Below are 18,479 nucleotides of genomic sequence, written 5' to 3' on the forward strand. Positions count from 1 at the left end.
GGAAAGTCTCTCGTCACATTCCTCGTCGGGGAGCCTGCTGGGCTGCTCCCTGGCCGTCGGCCACCTGCCGCAGATACGGGTTGGTGGCGCGTTCCTGGCCGATGGTCGTGTACTCGTTGTGACCGGGCAGCACCACGGTGGCGTCGTCGAGCGGCAGGACCACGCGGGCCAGGGACTCGAGCATGTCGTCCATGGAGCCACCGGGGAAGTCGGTGCGTCCGATGGAGCCGGCGAACAGCAGGTCGCCCGAGAACAGGATCGGCGGGATGTCCGCCGCCTCGGGCAGCCCGAAGGTCACCGACCCCTTGGTATGGCCCGGTGCGTGGGCGACGGTCAGCTCAAGGCCCGCCAGCTCCAGCTTCACGCCGTCGGTCAGTTCCTTGACGTCGTCCGGCTCCCCGATGGTCAGTTCGCCCATCAGCGGCATCCCGATGGAGCGGCCGAGCGCCCGCTCGGGGTCGCTCATCATGTACCGGTCCTCGGGGTGGATCCAGGCCGGTACGTCGTGCGCGCCGCACACGGGGACGACCGAGGCCACATGGTCGAGGTGGCCGTGGGTGAGGACGACGGCGACGGGCTTGAGGCGATGCTTTCTGATCGCTTCCTCGACGCCTTCGGCGGCCTGATGGCCAGGGTCGATGATCACGCACTCCTCACCGGCGGCGGGGGCGACGAGATAACAGTTCGTCCCCCAGGCCCCGGCGGGGAACCCGGCAATGAGCACGATCGTCCTTCGTTGTGTCGGTTCGGGTGACAAGTCGGTGGGCTGCGCCTGAGGTCAGAGCCTACCGGCGCTGCCGATTCCTCAGCGAACCCATATACGGTACGGGGCACACCCAGACGCATACAGACGCTTGAGGAGACAACCCCGTGGTCAGCCAGGAACAGCGGCGGCGTCAGCTCGCCCGGGAGAAGTTCTTGCGGCAGCAGCAGCGGCGCACGGACGCGCGGCGCAAGTCACGCACGCGCAACGCGGTGATCGCGTCGGCGATCGGCGTCGTCCTCATCGGCAGCCTCGGGCTCTACACGGCGGGCGCCTTCGACGGGGACGACGGCAAGTCGAACGCGGGCGCGGAGGTCACGCCGAGCGCCGCGCCGACCAGCAAGGTCCCGGACCCGTGCGAGAAGGCGGCCAAGGGCGAGGTCGAGACCATGAGCTGGAAGAAGGAACCGGCCATGACCATCGACAAGTCCGCGGACTACACGATGAAGCTGTCGACGACCTGCGGTGAGATCGACATAGCGCTCAAGGCCGAGGCCGCCCCGCACACGGTGAACTCGTTCAACTTCCTGCTGAACAAGGGCTACCTGGACCACACCAAGTGCCACCGGCTGACGGACAGCGGCATCTACGTCCTGCAGTGCGGCGACCCGACGGGCACCGGCACCGGCGGGCCGGGCTACACCATCCCGGACGAGAACCTCAAGGACAAGGACGTCAAGGGCGACGTCTACCCGGCGGGCACGGTCGCGATGGCGAACCAGTTCAACGCCCAGACCGGTGAGGGCAAGGACTCCGGCGGCAGCCAGTTCTTCCTCGTCTACCAGGACAGTCCGCTGCCGGCCAACTACACGCCCTTCGGCACGGTGACCGAGTCGGGGATGAAGGTCCTCACGAAGCTCTCCGCCGCCGGGGCGCAGGCCGCGGACCCCACGACGGGCAACACGGCGCCCAACGCGACCGTGGTGATCAACAAGGCAACTGTCAGCAAATCCTGACCCCCCAACTGCGAAATTTCGGTCGCGCGGGATGCGGACAGGCAACCCGCCGGTCGCCTATGTTGGCCGTGACGAAACTGTGGACGATGCCCGGGGGCACTGAAGCCCCTCGCAGGCATCATGTGGAGGAGGCGCTGTGAGCAGCGACCCGTGGGGCCGCGTCGACGAGACGGGGACCGTGTACGTGCGTACGGCCGACGGCGAGCAGGTCGTCGGTTCCTGGCAGGCCGGCTCCCCTGAGGAGGCGCTGGCCTACTTCGAGCGCAAGTACGAGGGCCTGGTTGTCGAGATCGGCCTCCTCGAGAAGCGAGTGAAGACCACCGACCTGTCGGCGAAGGACGCCCAGGTGGCGATCGACCACATCCGCGAGCAGGTCGACGCGCACCACGCGGTCGGTGACCTGGACGCGCTGCGGCAGCGTCTGGACAAGCTCGTGGAGTCGGTCGACAAGCGTCGCGAGGAGCGCAAGCAGCAGCGCGCCAAGCAGTCCGACGAGGCCCGGCACGCCAAGGAGGCGCTGGTCGTCGAGGCGGAGGAGCTGGCCCAGTCCGACCAGTGGCGGGCGGCCGGTGAGCGGCTGCGGGCGCTGGTGGACACCTGGAAGGGGCTGCCGCGTCTCGACCGCAAGTCCGACGACGAGCTGTGGCACCGCTTCTCGCACGCGCGCTCGGCGTTCTCCAAGCGGCGCAAGGCGCACTTCGCGGCGCTGGACGCGCAGCGCGAGGAGGCCCGCAAGACCAAGGAGCGGCTGGTCTCCGAGGCCGAGGCGCTGTCCGGGTCGACGGACTGGGGTCCGACGGCCGCGCGCTACCGCGAGCTGATGGCGGAGTGGAAGGCCGCGGGCCGGGCCCAGCGCGAGCACGAGGACGATCTGTGGAACCGCTTCCGCGGCGCCCAGGACGTGTTCTTCGCGGCGCGCAGCTCGGTCTTCGCCGAGCGGGACGCCGAGCAGTCGGAGAACCTCAAGCTGAAGGAGGAGCTGGCCCATGAGGCCGAGAAGATCCTCCCGGTGACGGATCTCAAGACCGCGCGGGCCGCGTTCCGGTCGATCAACGAGCGCTGGGAGGCCATCGGCCATGTGCCGCGGGACGCCCGGCCGAAGGTCGAGGGCCGGATGCACGCCGTGGAGCGGGCGATCCAGGAGGCCGAGGAGGCCGAGTGGCGCCGGACCAACCCGGAGGCACGCGCGCGTGCCGCGGGTCTGACCGGTCAGCTCCAGGCCGCCGTGGACAAGCTCCGCGGCCAGATCGAGCAGGCGCGCGCCCAGGGCAACAACGCCAAGGCCGACAAGCTGGAGCGCGAGCTGGAGGGCCGCCAGGCCCTGCTGGACCAGGCCCTGAAGGGCCTCCAGGAGTTCGGCGGCTGAGACCGTAGGTGTGAAAGGGCCCCGCACTCCGGTGCGGGGCCCTTTCGTATGCCTCTACGGCAGCCGCCTCACACGTCTCTACGACCGGCTGCGCGCCGATGTCACGCGGTACACGTCGTAGACGCCCTCGACGCCCCTGACCGCCTTCAGGACGTGCCCCAGGTGCTTGGGGTCGCCCATCTCGAAGGTGAAGCGGGAGGTGGCGACGCGGTCGCGGGAGGTCTGCACGGCCGCGGAGAGGATGTTGACGTGCTGGTCGGACAGGACGCGGGTGACGTCGGACAGGAGCCGGGACCGGTCGAGGGCCTCGACCTGGATGGCGACCAGGAAGACCGAGGACTGGGTGGGCGCCCACTCGACGTCGAGGATCCGTTCGGGCTCGCGGGACAGTGACTCCACGTTGACGCAGTCACTGCGGTGAACCGATACGCCACTACCGCGGGTGACGAAGCCGATGATCGGGTCGCCGGGGACGGGCGTACAGCAGCGGGCAAGCTTGACCCAGACGTCGTCGACGCCCTTGACCACCACACCGGGGTCCTGGCTGCTGCGCCGCTTGCGGCTGCGGCCACGGGCGGGCGGGACCGCCTCGTCGATCTCCTCGGTGGCCGCCTCCTCGCCGCCGAGCGCCTGCACCAGCTTCTGTACGACGTTCTGCGCGGCCACATGGCCTTCGCCGATCGCCGCGTACAGCGAGGAGATGTCGGGGTAGCGCATCTCGTGCGCGAGGGTGACCAGGGAGTCGCCGGTGAGGATGCGCTGGATGGGCAGGTTCTGCTTGCGCATCGCGCGGGCGATGGCGTCCTTGCCCTGCTCGATGGCCTCGTCGCGGCGTTCCTTGGAGAACCAGGCGCGGATCTTGTTGCGGGCGCGCGGCGACTTCACGAAGCCGAGCCAGTCCCGGGAGGGGCCCGCGCCGGCCGCCTTGGAGGTGAAGACCTCGACCAGGTCGCCGTTGTCCAGGGTGGATTCGAGGGGGACGAGCCGGCCGTTGACCCGGGCCCCTATGGTGCGGTGGCCGACCTCGGTGTGCACGGCGTAGGCGAAGTCCACCGGGGTGGCCCCGGCCGGGAGCGCTATGACATCGCCCTTGGGGGTGAAGACGAAGACCTCGTTGCGGGACAGGTCGAAGCGCAGGGACTCCAGGAACTCGCCGGGGTCCTCGGTCTCCTTCTGCCAGTCCAGGAGCTGGCGCAGCCACGCCATGTCGTTGAGGTGGTCGTCCTTGCCCTTGCCGGCCTTGGGCACGTCGGTACGCACCTTGGAGGCGCCGGCGACGGCCTCCTGCTTGTACTTCCAGTGCGCGGCGATGCCGTACTCGGCGCGGCGGTGCATGTCGAAGGTGCGGATCTGGAGCTCGACCGGCTTGCCGTTGGGGCCGATGACCGTCGTGTGCAGCGACTGGTACATGTTGAACTTGGGCATCGCGATGTAGTCCTTGAACCGCCCCGGAACCGGGTTCCAGCGGGCGTGGACGGTGCCCAGGGCCGCGTAGCAGTCGCGGACGGTGTCCACCAGGACGCGGATGCCCACCAGGTCGTAGATCTCCGCGAAGTCACGGCCGCGGACGATCATCTTCTGGTAGACGCTGTAGTAGTGCTTGGGGCGGCCGGTGACGGTGGCCTTGATGCGGGCGGCGCGCAGGTCCTGCTGGACCTCGTCGGTCACTATGGCCAGGTACTCGTCACGCTTGGGTGCCCTTTCGGCCACCAGCCGGACGATCTCGTCGTACATCTTGGGGTAGAGGATCGCGAAGGCGAGGTCCTCCAGTTCCCACTTGATGGTGTTCATGCCCAGGCGGTGGGCGAGCGGCGCGTAGATCTCCAGGGTCTCGCGCGCCTTCTTCTCCTGCTTCTCGCGCTTGAGGTAGCGCATGGTGCGCATGTTGTGCAGGCGGTCGGCGAGCTTGATGACCAGGACGCGGGGGTCCTTGGCCATGGCGACGACCATCTTGCGCACGGTCTCGGCCTGCGCGGCCTCGCCGAACTTGACCTTGTCCAGCTTGGTCACGCCGTCGACGAGCAGCGCGACGGAGTCGCCGAAGTCACGGCGGAGCTGGTCGAGGCCGTACTCGGTGTCCTCGACGGTGTCGTGCAGCAGGCCCGCCATGAGCGTGGCCGGATCCATACCCAGCTCGGCGAGGATGGTGGTGACGGCGAGCGGGTGCGTGATGTACGGGTCGCCGCTCTTGCGCTTCTGACCGCGGTGCCAGCGCTCGGCGACCTGGTAGGCCTTCTCGATCTGGCGGAGGGTGGCGGTCTCGATCTTCGGGTCGTTGCTGCGCACTATCCGCAGCAGCGGCTCCAGCACCGGGTTGTACGGGTTGGAGCGCTGGACGCCGAGGCGGGCGAGGCGGGCGCGGACGCGGTTCGAGGAGCCGGAGCGGGGCGGCTGGCCGGTGTTCGGGCGGACCGCGGGCGTGGCGGGGCGCTCGGGCGGGGCGGGCTTGGGGCGCGACTGGTCGGCCGGCTTGCCCACGGGCGCGGACTGGGCGTGCTGGACCGGCCCGTGGACGTCCTTGCGCGTGTTCTTCGCGGTCGACGTGTCCGGCGCGGGCTTGGCCGCGGGGCCCGAGGCGGAGTCGGGCTTGGCGGCGGTCAGGTGCTGGGCCTCGTCTGGCAAGAGGGCTCCTCGTGCGCGATCCGGGTCCCCCGGTCAGGCTCCGGAGACCCCATGGTAGCGATCCTGCGCCCCAGGATCGCCTTCAGGCCGATGTGAGGCCTGTACACCGGAGCAACATGAGAGACCGCCCGGGGATTCCTGGCCGGTGTCCTCCGGGTGGCCGAAGGCTTTCCGGGTCCTCACTCCCGCGTGCCGCACCGATGCGTGCCCGGACATGCGCGCGGGGCGCACGCCCCCCTTCCGGGAAGTGTGCGCCCCGTGTGCACCGGGTTGCTCAGATCTTGAGCAGGGCCTCCAGAGGGGCACCGTCGAGCGCCGGTGCCAGGCGGTCGCGGCCGCCGAGGAAGCCGAGCTCCATCAGCACGGCGAGGCCCGCGACCTCGGCGCCCGCCCTGCGGATGAGCTGGATCGACGCCTCGGCGGTACCGCCGGTGGCGAGGACGTCGTCGACGACCAGCACCCGGTCCTCGGCGCTCAGGTCCTCGGCGTGCACCTCGATCTCCGCCGAGCCGTACTCCAGGTCATAGGCCTGGCTGAGGGTGGCTCCGGGGAGCTTGCCCGCCTTGCGCACCGGGATGAAGCCCAGTCCGGCGCGGACGGCGACGGGGGCGCCGAGGATGAAGCCACGGGCCTCCAGGCCCACGACCTTGGTGGCGCCGGTTCGCTCGGCGATCCCCGCGAGGGTGTCGGTGAGCGCGGTGAACGCCGCCGGGTCCGCCAGGAGCGGGGTGATGTCCTTGAACATCACGCCCGGCTCCGGGTAGTCGGCCACATCGCGGATACGGCTGAGCAGCAGCTCCTCGATGCCGGTCATCGGCGCTTCCCCGAGGGCCGGCCACGGCCCCGGCTGCGGGACGCGGGCTGGTTGCGGGGGCCGACGACCGCGTGCGGGGCGTCGTCCGGCTCGTCGCCCACGGGCTCGTCGATGACACCGGCGGTCAGCGGCTCGCCCTTGGCCGCGGCCTGGGCCCGCTTGGCGAGTACGCGCTTCCTGAGGGCCTTCATCTGCGGCTCGAGCTCCTTGAGATCGGCGACGAGCGGCGTGGCGATGAAGATCGAGGAGTACGCACCGGCCGCGAGGCCGACGAACAGCGACAGCGAGATGTCGTTCAGCATGCCCGCGCCGAGGAAGCCGCCGCCGATGAACAGCAGGCCCGCCACCGGCAGCAGCGCGACCACCGTGGTGTTGATGGAGCGGACCAGGGTGCTGTTGATCGACCGGTTGGCGACGTCGCTGTAGGTCCAGCGGGTCTGTTTGGTGATGTCCTTCGTCTGTTCCTTGAGGCTGTCGAAGACGACGACTGTGTCGTACAGCGAGTAGCCGAGGATCGTCAGCAGACCGATCACCGTACCCGGGGTGACCTCGAAGCCCACCAGGGCGTAGATGCCGACCGTGATGGTGATGTCGTGGATCAGGGCGACGAACGCGGCGACCGCCATGCGCCACTCGAAGGCGATCGCCAGATAGATCACGACCAGGACCAGGAAGATCCCGAGGCCCTGCCAGGCCTTGTTGGCGATCTGCTCACCCCAGCTGGGGCCGACCAGTTCGCCGGTGACGTCGTTCTCGTCGACCTTCAGGTCCTTGGCGAGCTCCGTGGAGACCCGGTCGGCCTCCTTGGTCTCGATGCCCGCGACCTGGATGCGGAGCGTGCCGTTGCCGAGCTTCTGGACGATCGCGTCGTGGCCGGAGGCCTCTTCCGCGTACTCCTGCGCCTGGGAGACGGAGACGGAGGTCTTCGGGGTGGTGAAGACCGCTCCGCCCTGGAACTCGATGCCCATGTTCAGGCCGCGCACCGCGAGGCCCACGATCGCCGTGATGGTGATCAGGATGGACAGGCCGTACCAGATCTTGCGGTTGCCGACGAAGTCGTAGCCGATTTCGCCACGGTGCAGTCGGGCGCCGAGGTTGCCGAGCTTCGACATCTCACGCCTCCTTCGTCTCGATGGGGGCGGAGGGACGGCGGGTACGGCGCAGTGGCGGCTGGGCCCCGAGACGCTTGGGGTCGAGACCGGACCAGGGGTGGCCGCTGGCGAAGAACTTCCTGCGCGCCAGGAGCGTCAGCAGCGGCTTGGTGAACAGGAACACCACGACCACGTCGAGCACGGTGGTCAGGCCGAGCGTGAACGCGAAGCCCTGGACCTTGCCGACGGTGACGACGAAGAGCACCGCGGCGGCCAGGAACGACACGAAGTCGGAGACGAGGATGGTGCGCCGGGCGCGCGGCCAGGCCCGCTCGACGGCGGGACGCAGGGTGCGGCCCTCGCGGATCTCGTCCCGGACGCGTTCGAAGTACACGATGAACGAGTCCGCTGTGATGCCGATGGCGACGATGGCACCGCAGACGGCCGGCAGGTTCAGCGCGAAGCCGATGGCCGGGCCGAGCAGCGACATGATCACGTAGGTGAGGGCGGCGGAGACCAGCAGCGAGGCGACCGCGATGAGCGACAGGCCCCGGTAGTAGACCACCAGGTAGATGACGACCAGGGCGAGGCCGATCGCACCGGCGATCAGACCGGCCCGCAGCTGCTCACCGCCGAGCGCGGCGGTCACCGTGGTGACGCTGTCCTCGCCGAAGGTCAGCGGCAGGGCGCCGTACGACAGCATGTTGGCCAGGGACTGCGCGGACGCCTGGTCGAAGTTGCCGGAGATCTCGGCCGTGCCGGCGGTCAGCGCCTCGCTGACCCGGGGGTCGGAGACGACGTCGTTGTCCAGGACGATGGCGAACTGGTTCTGCGGGGGCTGGTTCTGGGCGAGCTTGCCGGTGATGTCACCGAACTTCTTGCGGCCCTCGCCGGTGAACTTCATGTTGACGGTCCAGCCGGCGGCGGTCTGGGTGTTGAACGACGCCTCGGCGCTGTCGACCTCGGTGCCGTCGACCTCGGCCGGGCCGAGGATGTACTTCTGCCACTGGCCGTCGGCGTTCTGGCCGCAGGCGACAGTGGAGTCCTCGGGCTTGGCGCCGTCACCGGCATTGGCGCGGGCCGTCTCGTCGGTGCAGTCGAGCGCGGCGTACTGCGCTTCGAGCTTGCCGGCGTCCGCGGAGCCGGAGGGGCTGGCGCTTGCCGACGGGGAGGCGCTGGAGCTCGCGCTGTCCGACGGGGTGGGGTCGGCCTTCAGGGCGTCGGTGGCCGCGCGGCCCTGCGTGGTGGAGGTCGCCGACGGCGTGCTGGACGCCGAGGGGGACGAGGAGGAGGTCGCCTTGTCCGTCGCCTTGTCGGTGGCCTTGTCCTTGGCGCCGCCGGAGGCGCTCGGGGACGGGCTGGTCGTCGCGGCGGCGCCGGAGACCTCGGTGGCGATGACCGGGCGGAAGTACAGCTTGGCGGTGGTGCCGACCTGGTCCCGGGCTTCCTTGGAGTTGGTGCCCTTGGGAATGTTGACGATGATGTTGCGATCGCCCTGGGTCTGGACCTCGGCCTCGGAGACACCAAGACCGTTGACGCGCCGCTCCATGATGTCGACGGCGGTGTCCATGTTGGTCTTGTTGATCGCCGATTCCTGGCCCGGCTCGGCCTCGGCGCGCAGCGTGATGCTCGTACCGCCGGCCAGGTCGATGCCCAGACGCGGGGTGGTGTGACCGGAGAGGAACATTCCCCCGGTGAGCGCCACGATGGCGATCAGAATGAGGGCCAGCGAGCGCCCCGGCTTGCTCTGGGCGCTCGCGCTCCGGCCCTTCTTAGGTGCTGCCACCTTCTCGTACTCCCTCTCGGGCCGCCTCTCGCCGGGTGGGCGTCGGCGGCCATGACATGTAGTCGGGATCCCCTGCGAGAGCCACGTGTCTCCCGGGGCGCGCGAGCGGGTCCGCGCGCCCCCGGTCAGCGGCTACTTGGCGTCGGAGTCGCCGTCGGACTTCTTCGGCTCGCTGTCGGCCTTCGTCTCGGCGACCGCGACGTCGTCCGCGGGCTCCTCGTCGGCGTCCGCGTCCTTCTTCCCGAGGTCGACGGACTTCTCGTCGGAGGCGGCGGCAGCGTCGTCGGACTCGGTGAGGGAGGAGGCGTCGTCCGGGACGACGTCGGCGTCGGTCTTCAGGTCGTGCTCGACGCCATGGACGATGCGGTTGTACTCGTCGTCCGAGAGGACGGCACCGATGGCGTTCTTCGCGAAGAGCAGTTCCACACCCGGACCGGCGTCGACGAGGACGGTGTCCTCGTTGACCTCCTTGACCGTGGCATACATGCCCCCGATGGTGCGGACGCCGGAACCGGGCTGCATCTGGTTCCGCATGTCGGCCGCGGCTTGCTGCTTCTTCTTGGCCGACCGGGTCATCAGGAACATGGCCCCGATGAGCACGATGAACGGGAGGAGGGTCACGAGACTCACGGGTCGGAACTTCCTTCACACGACCGCGATGGGGAGCGGCCTGATGGTTGGGGGTATGTGTGCCGCCGACAACGGCGGCATCGGCGGAGTCTAAGCGAGTCCGCGTGCATGGAACAACGCTCAGCATGGCACCCAGGTTCCTGACCCGGCCAATACCGCGCCGTGATGGCGCGGTCACGGCGCCCTCACGTCCCGAACAGGTCCTGTTGTCCGTTTCCGCCGGTCCGGGAGTGCGGCGGGGTGAGGCCGAGATGCACCCATGCGGCGGGCGTGGCGACCCGGCCCCGGGGCGTACGGGCCAGCAGGCCCTCCCGGACCAGGAAGGGCTCGGCGACCTCCTCGACCGTCTCGCGCTCCTCCCCCACCGCGACGGCGAGGGTGGACAGGCCGACCGGGCCGCCGCCGAACAGCTTGAGCAGGGCTTCAAGGACGGCCCGGTCCAGCCGGTCCAGGCCGCGGGCGTCGACCTCGTAGACCGCGAGGGCCGCCGCCGCGATGTCCTGGGTGATCCGTCCGTCCGCCTTGACCTGGGCGTAGTCGCGGACCCGGCGCAGGAGGCGGTTGGCGATGCGGGGCGTGCCGCGGGAGCGGCCGGCGATCTCGGCGGCTCCGGCGGTGTCGATCTCGACGTCGAGGAGGTGCGCGGAGCGGTGGACCACGCGCTCCAGCTCGGCGGGCTCGTAGAACTCCATGTGCGCGGTGAAGCCGAAGCGGTCGCGCAGCGGGGGCGGCAGCAGGCCCGCGCGCGTGGTGGCGCCGACCAGGGTGAAGGGCGGCAGCTCCAGCGGGATGGCGGTGGCCCCGGGGCCCTTGCCGACGATCACGTCGACCCGGAAGTCCTCCATCGCCATGTACAGCATCTCCTCGGCGGGCCGGGACATGCGGTGGATCTCGTCGAGGAAGAGGACCTCGCCCTCCTGGAGGGAGGAGAGGATCGCGGCGAGGTCGCCGGCGTGCTGGATGGCGGGGCCGGAGGTGATGCGGATCGGGGCGCCCATCTCGGCGGCGATGATCATCGAGAGGGTGGTCTTGCCGAGGCCGGGGGCGCCGGAGAGCAGGACGTGGTCGGCGGTGGCGCCGCGGGCGCGGGCGGCGCGCAGGACCAGGTCGAGCTGTTCGCGGACCTTCTCCTGACCGATGAACTCGCCCAGGTCCTTGGGGCGCAGCGCGGCCTCGACGGCCTGGTCCTCACGGTCGGCGACGGAGCCCACAAGACGCTCGCCGGCGGCGTCGGTGTCGGTGGTGTCGTCCCAGTTCATCAGTGGTGTGCCTCAGCGTGGTGGGGTCAGCGGGCGCGGTTGAGGGTCTGGAGGGCCGCCTTGAGCAGCTGGCCGACCGGGGGTGCTTCCCCGGCGGCCTCGGCCTGCGGGGCGACCGCGGTGACGGCCTCGTCGGCCTCGCGGGTGGCGTACCCGAGGCCGATCAGGGCGGCGTGCAGCTGGTCGCGCCAGCCCTGGCTGACCGGGGCACCGATCGCGGGGGCGCCGAGGGGCTCGCCGAGGCGGTCCTTCAGTTCCAGGAGCAGCTTCTGCGCACCCTTCCTGCCGATGCCCGGGACGGCGGTGAGCGCCTTCTCGTCCCCGGTGGCGACGGCTCTGCGCAGGGCGTCGGGCGAGTGCACGGCGAGCATCGCCTGGGCCAGCCGGGGGCCGACCCCGCTCGCGGTCTGGAGCAGCACGAACACCTGGCGTTCGTCGTCGTCGGCGAAGCCGTACAGGGTCAGCGAGTCCTCGCGGACCACGAGGGAGGTGGCGAGCTTGGTCTGCTGTCCCATGCGGAGCCCGGAGAGGGTGCCGGGCGTGCACTGGACCGAGATGCCGATCCCGCCCACCTCGACCACCGCGGAGTCGGGAGCGAGGGCGGCGACCGGGCCGCTGACGAAGGCGATCATGCGCTACGGCCTTTCGATGAAGCTGTGTGCAGGGCGACGGCCTGCTGGAGTCGGTTCTGCGCGGGGGCGCGCCAGATGTGACAGATGGCGAGGGCGAGGGCGTCGGCGGCGTCCGCGGGCTTGGGCGGCGCGCTGAGCCGCAGCAGGCGGGTGACCATGGCGCCGACCTGTGCCTTGTCGGCGCGGCCGCTGCCGGTGACGGCCGCCTTGACCTCGCTGGGGGTGTGCAGGGCGACGGGGATGCCGCGGCGGGCGGCGCAGAGCATGGCGACGGCGCTGGCCTGGGCGGTGCCCATGACCGTACGGACGTTGTGCTGGCTGAACACCCGCTCCACGGCGACGAATTCGGGCCGGTGCTCGTCCAGCCACTGCTCGATGCCCTGCTCCACGGCGACCAGGCGCTGCCCCAACTCCGCGTCCGCGGGCGTGCGTACGACACCGACGCCGAGCATCGTCAACGGCCGCCCCGCGACGCCTTCGACGACCCCGACCCCGCATCGCGTCAGTCCGGGGTCAACCCCGAGTACCCGCACACGCCCTCCCCTCGTTCTCCCCCGGCTTCGCTGGGTGGTGCCCCCAGTTTGTGCAGGCTATCCGGTGCCACTGACAACGGCGGCGGGCCGGTGGGGTGTGTCCCACCGGCCCGCCGGAATCCGCTCGGTTCGCGGCAGCGTTACGCGTCGACCTTCTCCATGATCTCGTCGCTGACGTCGAAGTTGGCGAAGACGTTCTGCACGTCGTCGCTGTCCTCCAGGGCGTCGATCAGCTTGAAGATCTTCTTGGCGCCGTCCTCGTCCAGCTCGACCTGGACGGACGGCACGAAGCTGGACTCGGCGGAGTCGTAGTCGATGCCGGCCTCCTGGAGCGCGGTGCGGACCGCGACCAGGTCGGTGGCCTCGCTGACGACCTCGAAGGACTCACCGAGATCGTTGACCTCCTCGGCGCCCGCGTCCAGGACGGCGGTGAGGACGTCGTCCTCGGACAGCTCGCCCTTGGGGACGATGATGACGCCCTTGCGGCTGAACATGTACGACACGGAGCCCGGGTCGGCCATGTTGCCGCCGTTGCGGGTCATGGCGACGCGGACGTCGGAGGCGGCGCGGTTGCGGTTGTCGGTGAGGCACTCGATGAGCACCGCGACGCCGTTCGGGCCGTAGCCCTCGTACATGATCGTCTCGTAGTCGGCGCCGCCGGCCTCGAGGCCTCCGCCGCGCTTGACGGCGGAGTCGATGTTCTTGTTGGGAACCGACTGCTTCTTGGCCTTCTGGATGGCGTCGTAAAGGGTCGGGTTGCCCTCGATGTCGACGCCGCCCATGCGGGCCGCGACCTCGATGTTCTTGATCAGCTTCGCGAAGAGCTTGCCGCGCTTGGCGTCGATCACGGCCTTCTTGTGCTTCGTCGTAGCCCATTTAGAGTGGCCGGACATCTGCCTGTCTCCTTCGCGTAACCCACTAAGAACGAACGCCAGAGATCCTACAAGGACTCCACTGTCCCGTTCGCGCGCACCATGTCGACGAAGAGCCCGTGCACGCGGTGGTCGCCGGTCAGTTCCGGATGGAACGACGTGGCGAGCGCGTTGCCCTGGCGGACCGCGACGATGTGACCGTCGTGCTCGGCGAGCACCTCGGTCTCGGCGCCGACGGACTCCACCCAGGGGGCGCGGATGAAGACGCCCTCCACAGGATCGCCCGCGATGCCCCGCACGTCGAGGGCGGCCTCGAAGGACTCGTTCTGACGTCCGAAGGCGTTGCGGCGCACGATCATGTCGATGCCCCCGACCGTCTCCTGGCCGGAGCGCGGGTCGAGGATCTTGTCGGCGAGCATGATCATGCCGGCGCAGGTGCCGTAGACCGGCATCCCGCTGTGCACGCGCGTGCGCAGCGGCTCCATCACGCCGAAGAGGATGGCCAGTTTGGAGATGGTGGTGGACTCACCGCCGGGGATGACCAGGCCGTCCACCTCGGCGAGTTCCTCGGGGCGCCGCACCGGCCTGGCCACGGCATCGGCCGTGGCCAGGGCGACGAGGTGCTCCCGTACGTCGCCCTGAAGGGCCAGGACGCCTATGACGGGAGTGGTCATTACCAGCCTCGGTTCGCGTAACGCTCGGCCTCGGGGAGGGTGTCGCAGTTGATGCCGACCATGGCCTCGCCCAGGTTGCGGGAGGCGTCCGCGATGATCTTCGGGTCGTCGTAGAAGGTGGTGGCCTTCACGATGGCGGCGGCGCGCTTGGCCGGGTCGCCGGACTTGAAGATGCCGGAGCCGACGAAGACGCCCTCGGCGCCGAGCTGGCGCATCAGCGCGGCGTCGGCCGGGGTGGCCACGCCACCGGCGGAGAACAGCACGACCGGGAGCTTGCCCAGCTCGGAGACTTCCTTGACCAGCTCGTACGGGGCGCGCAGCTCCTTGGCGGCGGCGTACAGCTCGTTGTTGTCGAAGCCGCGCAGCTTGGCGATCTCGTTCTTGATCTGGCGCAGGTGGCGGACGGCCTCGACGACGTTGCCGGTGCCGGCCTCGCCCTTGGAGCGGATCATGGCGGCGCCCTCGGCGATACGGCGCAGGGCCTCGCCCAGATTGGTGGCACCGCAGACGAAGGGGGTGGTGAAGGCCCACTTGTCGGAGTGGTTGACCTCGTCGGCCGGGGTCAGGACCTCGGACTCGTCGATGTAGTCGACGCCGAGGGACTGAAGGACCTGGGCCTCGACGAAGTGGCCGATGCGCGACTTGGCCATCACGGGGATGGAGACCGCCTCGATGATGCCCTCGATCATGTCCGGGTCGGACATCCGGGCCACCCCGCCGTCCTTGCGGATGTCGGCCGGGACCCGCTCCAGGGCCATGACGGCGACCGCGCCCGCGTCCTCGGCGATCTTCGCCTGCTCCGGCGTGACGACGTCCATGATGACGCCACCCTTGAGCTGCTCGGCCATACCGCGCTTGACGCGGGCAGTGCCGGTGGCGGAAGCCTGGTTCTCGGTGATGGACACGGATTGACCTCACTGACGTGAAAAGCGGGTTTCTACTGCACCGAGGAAACGTGACGGGACCAGGCCACAGCAAGGGCCAATGGTGAGGCGGTGGATCCTTTTCGGATTCAACCGGATTCAGGCAGTGCCGGGCCCCTGCTGGGCGGTGCGGTCGACGAGGGCGGCCGGAGGCTCGTCGTCCATCTCGAAGGCCATCGGGAAGGGGGCGTGGCCGGCCAGCCGGAACCAGCGCACCTTGCGGTGCTCGCGCAGCCGGCGGGCGGCGCCGACCGCGTCGTTGTGGAACCGGCGGGCCATGGGGACCCGGCGCACCGCCTCGGTGAGTTCATGGGCGGCCGACTCTCCCCCGGGCGCCTCCCGGACCCCCTCGACCTGGGCCTGTTCGGCGAACACGGCACGCAGCGCCTGGCTCAGCTCGCTCTCGGCGACCTCCCGCTGCTCCTCCTCCGCCTGCCGGGCGGCGTGCGCGGACTCGTACAGGACGATCGACGCCGCCGGATCGAGCACTCCGGAGGTGGCCAGTTCCTGGGTCACGGAGGCCCGACGGAGCAGCTGGGCGTCGAGGGCGGCACGGGTGGCGTCGATCCGGGCGTGGAGCCGGTCCAGACGGCCCGCCGTCCAGCTCAGGTAGACGCCGATCGCGAGGAGCGCGACGAGGATCCAGATGAGGGTTGCGGTCACGGGCGGCAAGGTTACCGACGTACCGGAACCCGGCTACGCCCGCCCACGCGCGTGGGCGCGACGCGGACGCTCAGTCCCGTGCCAGCCCCAGTCGTGCCCGCAGCCCGGGCCCACGCTCGTCGTCCGTCGCCGCCACCGCGGCCGCGCCCGCCGTCACCGTCTCGTACACCGACAGGATGTCCGCGCCGACCGTCGACCAGTCGAAGCGGCGGACGTGGGCGCTGCCCCGCTCGCGCAGTTGCTCGCGGCGTGCCGGGTCCTCCAGCAGGCGTACGGCAGCCTCGGCGAGCGCGTCGGCGTCCTCGTTGGCGAAGAGCTCTCCCGCCGCGCCCTGGTCGAGGACCTGGGCGAAGGCGTCGAGGTCGGAGGCGAGCACCGGCGCTCCGGCGGACATCGCCTCGACCAGGATGATGCCGAAGCTCTCTCCGCCGGTGTTGGGAGCGACGTACAGGTCGACGCTGCGCAGGAAGCGGGCCTTGTCCTCGTCGCTGACCATGCCGAGGAACTCCACCCGGGAGCGCAGCTCGGCGGGCAGCGACTCCACCGCCTCCTTCTCGTCACCGCGCCCGGCGACCAGCAGCCGGGACTGCGGCCGGGCCGCGAGGATCTTCGGCAGCGCCTTCATCAGCACCGGCAGTCCCTTGCGGGGCTCGTCGATGCGGCCGATGAAGCCGATCGTGTCGCCCTGCCACTCCGCCTTGGGCTCGGCCTTGGCGAAGAAGTCGACGTCGACGCCGTTGGGGATCACGACCGCGTCGCCGCCCAGGTGTTCCACCAGGGTGCGCCGGGCGTACTCGCTCACCGCGATGCGCGCGCTGATCTTCTCCAGGGCGGCCTGGAGGATCGAGTACGCGGCGATCATCGCCTTGGAGCGCGGGTTGGAGGTGTGGAAGGTGGCGACCAGCGGCCCCTGCGCGGCCCAGCAGGTCAGCAGCCCGAGGGAGGGCGAGGACGGCTCGTGGATGTGCACGACGTCGAACGCGCCGTCGTGCAGCCAGCGCCGTACCCGCGCGGCCGACAGGAACCCGAAGTTCAGCCGGGCCACCGAGCCGTTGTACGGCACCGGGACCGCGCGGCCGGCCGAGACGACGTACGGCGGCAGCGGGGTGTCGTCGTCGGCCGGGGCCAGCACGGAGACCTCGTGGCCGAGGCGGATGAAGTACTCGGCGAGATCGCGGATGTGGAACTGGACGCCGCCCGGCACGTCCCAGGAGTACGGGCAGACGATGCCGATCCTCACGACGACCCCTTCTCGGGGTCCAGATCGGCCACCCACAAGCGCTGAAGCATGTGCCAGTCCTCCGGATGCTCGGCGATCCCCGTGGCGAAGGCGTCGGCCAGCGCCTGTGTCATGACAGACGTCTTCTCGGCCCGGGTACCTGTCTCGGGCACCTCGACCGGGGGATGCACCCGCCCGCGCATCACGGGCGAGTCGTCGTACCAGAGCGTCACCGGCAGCAGCAGCGCGCCGGTCTGCTGGGCGAGCAGAGCCGGTCCGGCGGGCATCCGGGCCGTCTCGCCGAAGAACTTGACCTCGACGCCGGAGGCGGACAGATCACGGTCGGCGACCAGGCAGACCAGGCCGCCGTCGCGCAGTCGGCGGGCCAGCGTGCCGAAGGCCGAGCCACCGCTGTGCGGCAGCACCTCCATGCCGAGACCCTCGCGGTAGGCGACGAACCGGTCGTAGAGGGACTCCGGCTTCAGCCGCTCGGCGACCGTGGTGAACGGCGTTTCCAGCTTGGTGGTGACCCAGGCGCCCGCGAGGTCCCAGTTGCCCAGGTGCGGCAGGGCCAGGATGACGCCCCGGTCGGACGCGAGGCCGTCGGTGAGGTAGTGCACGTCCTTGGGGTCGAAGCCCCCCTTGACGCGGTCCGCGCTCCACGCGGGGAGCCGGAAGGACTCCATCCAGTAGCGCAGGTACGAACGCATCCCCGCGCGGGACAGCTCCGCGAGGCGCTCCGGGCTCGCGTCGGGCACCACGCGCGCGTAGTTGCTCTCCAGCCGCAGCACACCCTTGCCGCGCCGCTTCCAGACGGCGTCCGCGATGGTGCGGCCGAGCCGTACCGCGACCGGTTCGGGGAGCTTCTTGACGGTGCCCCAGCCCAGGCCGTACAGCGCGTCCGTCAGCCGCTCCTGGGCACTCATTTCGCCGCCTCGCTCCCCTGCGGGGCATTGTCCACCGCGGCCGCCGCGTCCGCCTCCGCGGACTCCCGGCGCACGGTGACGACCCGCTGGATCAGCGTGACCAGGCTGCCCACGGCGACGATCCACAGCGCGACGGGCAGCAGGTACTGGATGCCGGGCACCCCGAAGGTGTGCAGCCCCGCGAGACCGGCCGCCACCAGGGAGATCACCAGCCGCTCGGCCCGCTCCACCAGACCGTTCACGGCCACCGGCAGACCGATCGACTCGCCCCGGGCCTTGGTGTACGACACCACCTGACCGCTCGCCAGACAGAAGATCGAGACGGCGCACAGGACGAGGTCGTCGCCGCCACCGGCGTACCAGAGGGCGAAACCGCCGAAGATCGCGCCGTCGGCGACGCGGTCGAGCGTGGAGTCCAGGAAGGCGCCCCAGCGGCTGGAGCGGCCGAGCTGGCGGGCCATGTTGCCGTCGACGAGGTCGGAGAACACGAAGAGCGTGATCACGACCGTGCCCCAGAAGAACTCGCCCTGCGGGTAGAACACCAGCGCGCCCGCCATCACTCCGGCGGTGCCGATCAGCGTGACCGCGTCGGGGCTGACGCCCCGCCGGATCAGAAACGCGGCGAACGGTGTGAGGACACGCGTGAAGAATGCACGCGCGTACTTGTTCAGCATGACCTTCCCGAGGTTCGGTGTGGCCGCGCGGCCCCTGCTGGCCACCGGCTGGCCCATCGTAGCCACGCCCGCGCGT

Annotated in this window: 18 protein-coding genes; 2 read left to right on the top strand and 16 right to left on the bottom strand. The window is 70.3% G+C overall.

Translation table 11 applies throughout. The features are described 5' to 3' along the window. Positions 1-13: 13 nt before the first annotated feature. Positions 14-724: an MBL fold metallo-hydrolase gene (locus tag STRCI_RS07790; protein WP_269658117.1), complete on the bottom strand. Its 711-nt coding sequence runs from the start codon at positions 722-724 to the stop codon at positions 14-16. A gap of 146 nt (positions 725-870) precedes the next feature. On the opposite strand from STRCI_RS07790, the gene STRCI_RS07795 reads away from it, so the two are divergent. Continuing rightward, positions 871-1,719, top strand: coding sequence for a peptidylprolyl isomerase (locus STRCI_RS07795; RefSeq protein ID WP_269658118.1), 849 nt, complete (start codon positions 871-873; stop codon positions 1,717-1,719). A 136-nt stretch (positions 1,720-1,855) separates the two neighbouring features. Then, positions 1,856-3,085 (top strand): DUF349 domain-containing protein, encoded by a 1,230-nt coding sequence (locus tag STRCI_RS07800; protein ID WP_269658119.1) that lies wholly within the window; start codon positions 1,856-1,858, stop codon positions 3,083-3,085. A gap of 78 nt (positions 3,086-3,163) precedes the next feature. Here STRCI_RS07800 and STRCI_RS07805 read toward each other — a convergent pair whose 3' ends face one another. The 15 genes from STRCI_RS07805 to pgsA all read right to left on the bottom strand — a co-directional run bounded on the left by STRCI_RS07805 (position 3,164) and on the right by pgsA (position 18,460). Then, complete coding sequence (locus tag STRCI_RS07805; protein WP_269658120.1) at positions 3,164-5,707, bottom strand: RelA/SpoT family protein; 2,544 nt, start codon at positions 5,705-5,707, stop codon at positions 3,164-3,166. 274 nt (positions 5,708-5,981) lie between these two features. Then, positions 5,982-6,521, bottom strand: coding sequence for an adenine phosphoribosyltransferase (locus STRCI_RS07810; RefSeq protein ID WP_269658121.1), 540 nt, complete (start codon positions 6,519-6,521; stop codon positions 5,982-5,984). After that, on the bottom strand, positions 6,518-7,633 hold the full coding sequence (gene secF / locus STRCI_RS07815; RefSeq protein ID WP_269658122.1) for a protein translocase subunit SecF: 1,116 nt from the start codon (positions 7,631-7,633) through the stop codon (positions 6,518-6,520). The genes STRCI_RS07810 and secF overlap by 4 nt, the downstream gene beginning before the upstream one ends. A 1-nt stretch (position 7,634) precedes the next feature. After that, entirely contained in the window at positions 7,635-9,398 is a 1,764-nt protein-coding gene (gene secD, locus STRCI_RS07820) for a protein translocase subunit SecD (protein ID WP_269658123.1), read from the bottom strand. 132 nt (positions 9,399-9,530) lie between these two features. Next, entirely contained in the window at positions 9,531-10,028 is a 498-nt protein-coding gene (gene yajC, locus STRCI_RS07825; protein ID WP_269658124.1) for a preprotein translocase subunit YajC, read from the bottom strand. Between the two features lie 185 nt (positions 10,029-10,213). After that, the gene (gene ruvB / locus STRCI_RS07830) at positions 10,214-11,287 is read right to left on the bottom strand and encodes a Holliday junction branch migration DNA helicase RuvB (RefSeq protein WP_269658125.1); all 1,074 of its coding nucleotides are present in this window, start codon (positions 11,285-11,287) and stop codon (positions 10,214-10,216) included. Positions 11,288-11,313: 26 nt separating this feature from the next. Continuing rightward, positions 11,314-11,919, bottom strand: coding sequence for a Holliday junction branch migration protein RuvA (ruvA, locus tag STRCI_RS07835; RefSeq protein WP_269658126.1), 606 nt, complete (start codon positions 11,917-11,919; stop codon positions 11,314-11,316). Next, the gene (gene ruvC / locus STRCI_RS07840) at positions 11,916-12,452 is read right to left on the bottom strand and encodes a crossover junction endodeoxyribonuclease RuvC (RefSeq protein ID WP_269658127.1); all 537 of its coding nucleotides are present in this window, start codon (positions 12,450-12,452) and stop codon (positions 11,916-11,918) included. The genes ruvA and ruvC overlap by 4 nt, the downstream gene beginning before the upstream one ends. A gap of 140 nt (positions 12,453-12,592) precedes the next feature. Continuing rightward, complete coding sequence (locus STRCI_RS07845) at positions 12,593-13,345, bottom strand: YebC/PmpR family DNA-binding transcriptional regulator (protein ID WP_269658128.1); 753 nt, start codon at positions 13,343-13,345, stop codon at positions 12,593-12,595. A gap of 47 nt (positions 13,346-13,392) precedes the next feature. Continuing rightward, on the bottom strand, positions 13,393-13,998 hold the full coding sequence (gene pdxT, locus STRCI_RS07850; RefSeq protein ID WP_269658129.1) for a pyridoxal 5'-phosphate synthase glutaminase subunit PdxT: 606 nt from the start codon (positions 13,996-13,998) through the stop codon (positions 13,393-13,395). Beyond that, on the bottom strand, positions 13,998-14,903 hold the full coding sequence (gene pdxS / locus STRCI_RS07855) for a pyridoxal 5'-phosphate synthase lyase subunit PdxS (RefSeq protein WP_269658130.1): 906 nt from the start codon (positions 14,901-14,903) through the stop codon (positions 13,998-14,000). Before pdxS ends, pdxT begins: the two co-directional genes overlap by 1 nt. Before the next feature lie 117 nt (positions 14,904-15,020). After that, a complete protein-coding gene (locus STRCI_RS07860; RefSeq protein ID WP_269658131.1) occupies positions 15,021-15,584 on the bottom strand; it encodes a LemA family protein in 564 nt (187 codons plus the stop codon). Positions 15,585-15,654: 70 nt separating this feature from the next. Continuing rightward, entirely contained in the window at positions 15,655-16,824 is a 1,170-nt protein-coding gene (locus tag STRCI_RS07865) for a glycosyltransferase family 4 protein (protein ID WP_269658132.1), read from the bottom strand. Continuing rightward, entirely contained in the window at positions 16,821-17,729 is a 909-nt protein-coding gene (locus STRCI_RS07870; RefSeq protein WP_269658133.1) for a phosphatidylinositol mannoside acyltransferase, read from the bottom strand. The genes STRCI_RS07865 and STRCI_RS07870 overlap by 4 nt, the downstream gene beginning before the upstream one ends. Further along, positions 17,726-18,460 (bottom strand): phosphatidylinositol phosphate synthase, encoded by a 735-nt coding sequence (gene pgsA / locus STRCI_RS07875; protein ID WP_269664504.1) that lies wholly within the window; start codon positions 18,458-18,460, stop codon positions 17,726-17,728. Before pgsA ends, STRCI_RS07870 begins: the two co-directional genes overlap by 4 nt. Between the last annotated feature and the right edge of the window lie 19 nt (positions 18,461-18,479).

The sequence above is a fragment of the Streptomyces cinnabarinus genome (genome assembly GCF_027270315.1).
Lineage (GTDB): Bacteria > Actinomycetota > Actinomycetes > Streptomycetales > Streptomycetaceae > Streptomyces > Streptomyces cinnabarinus.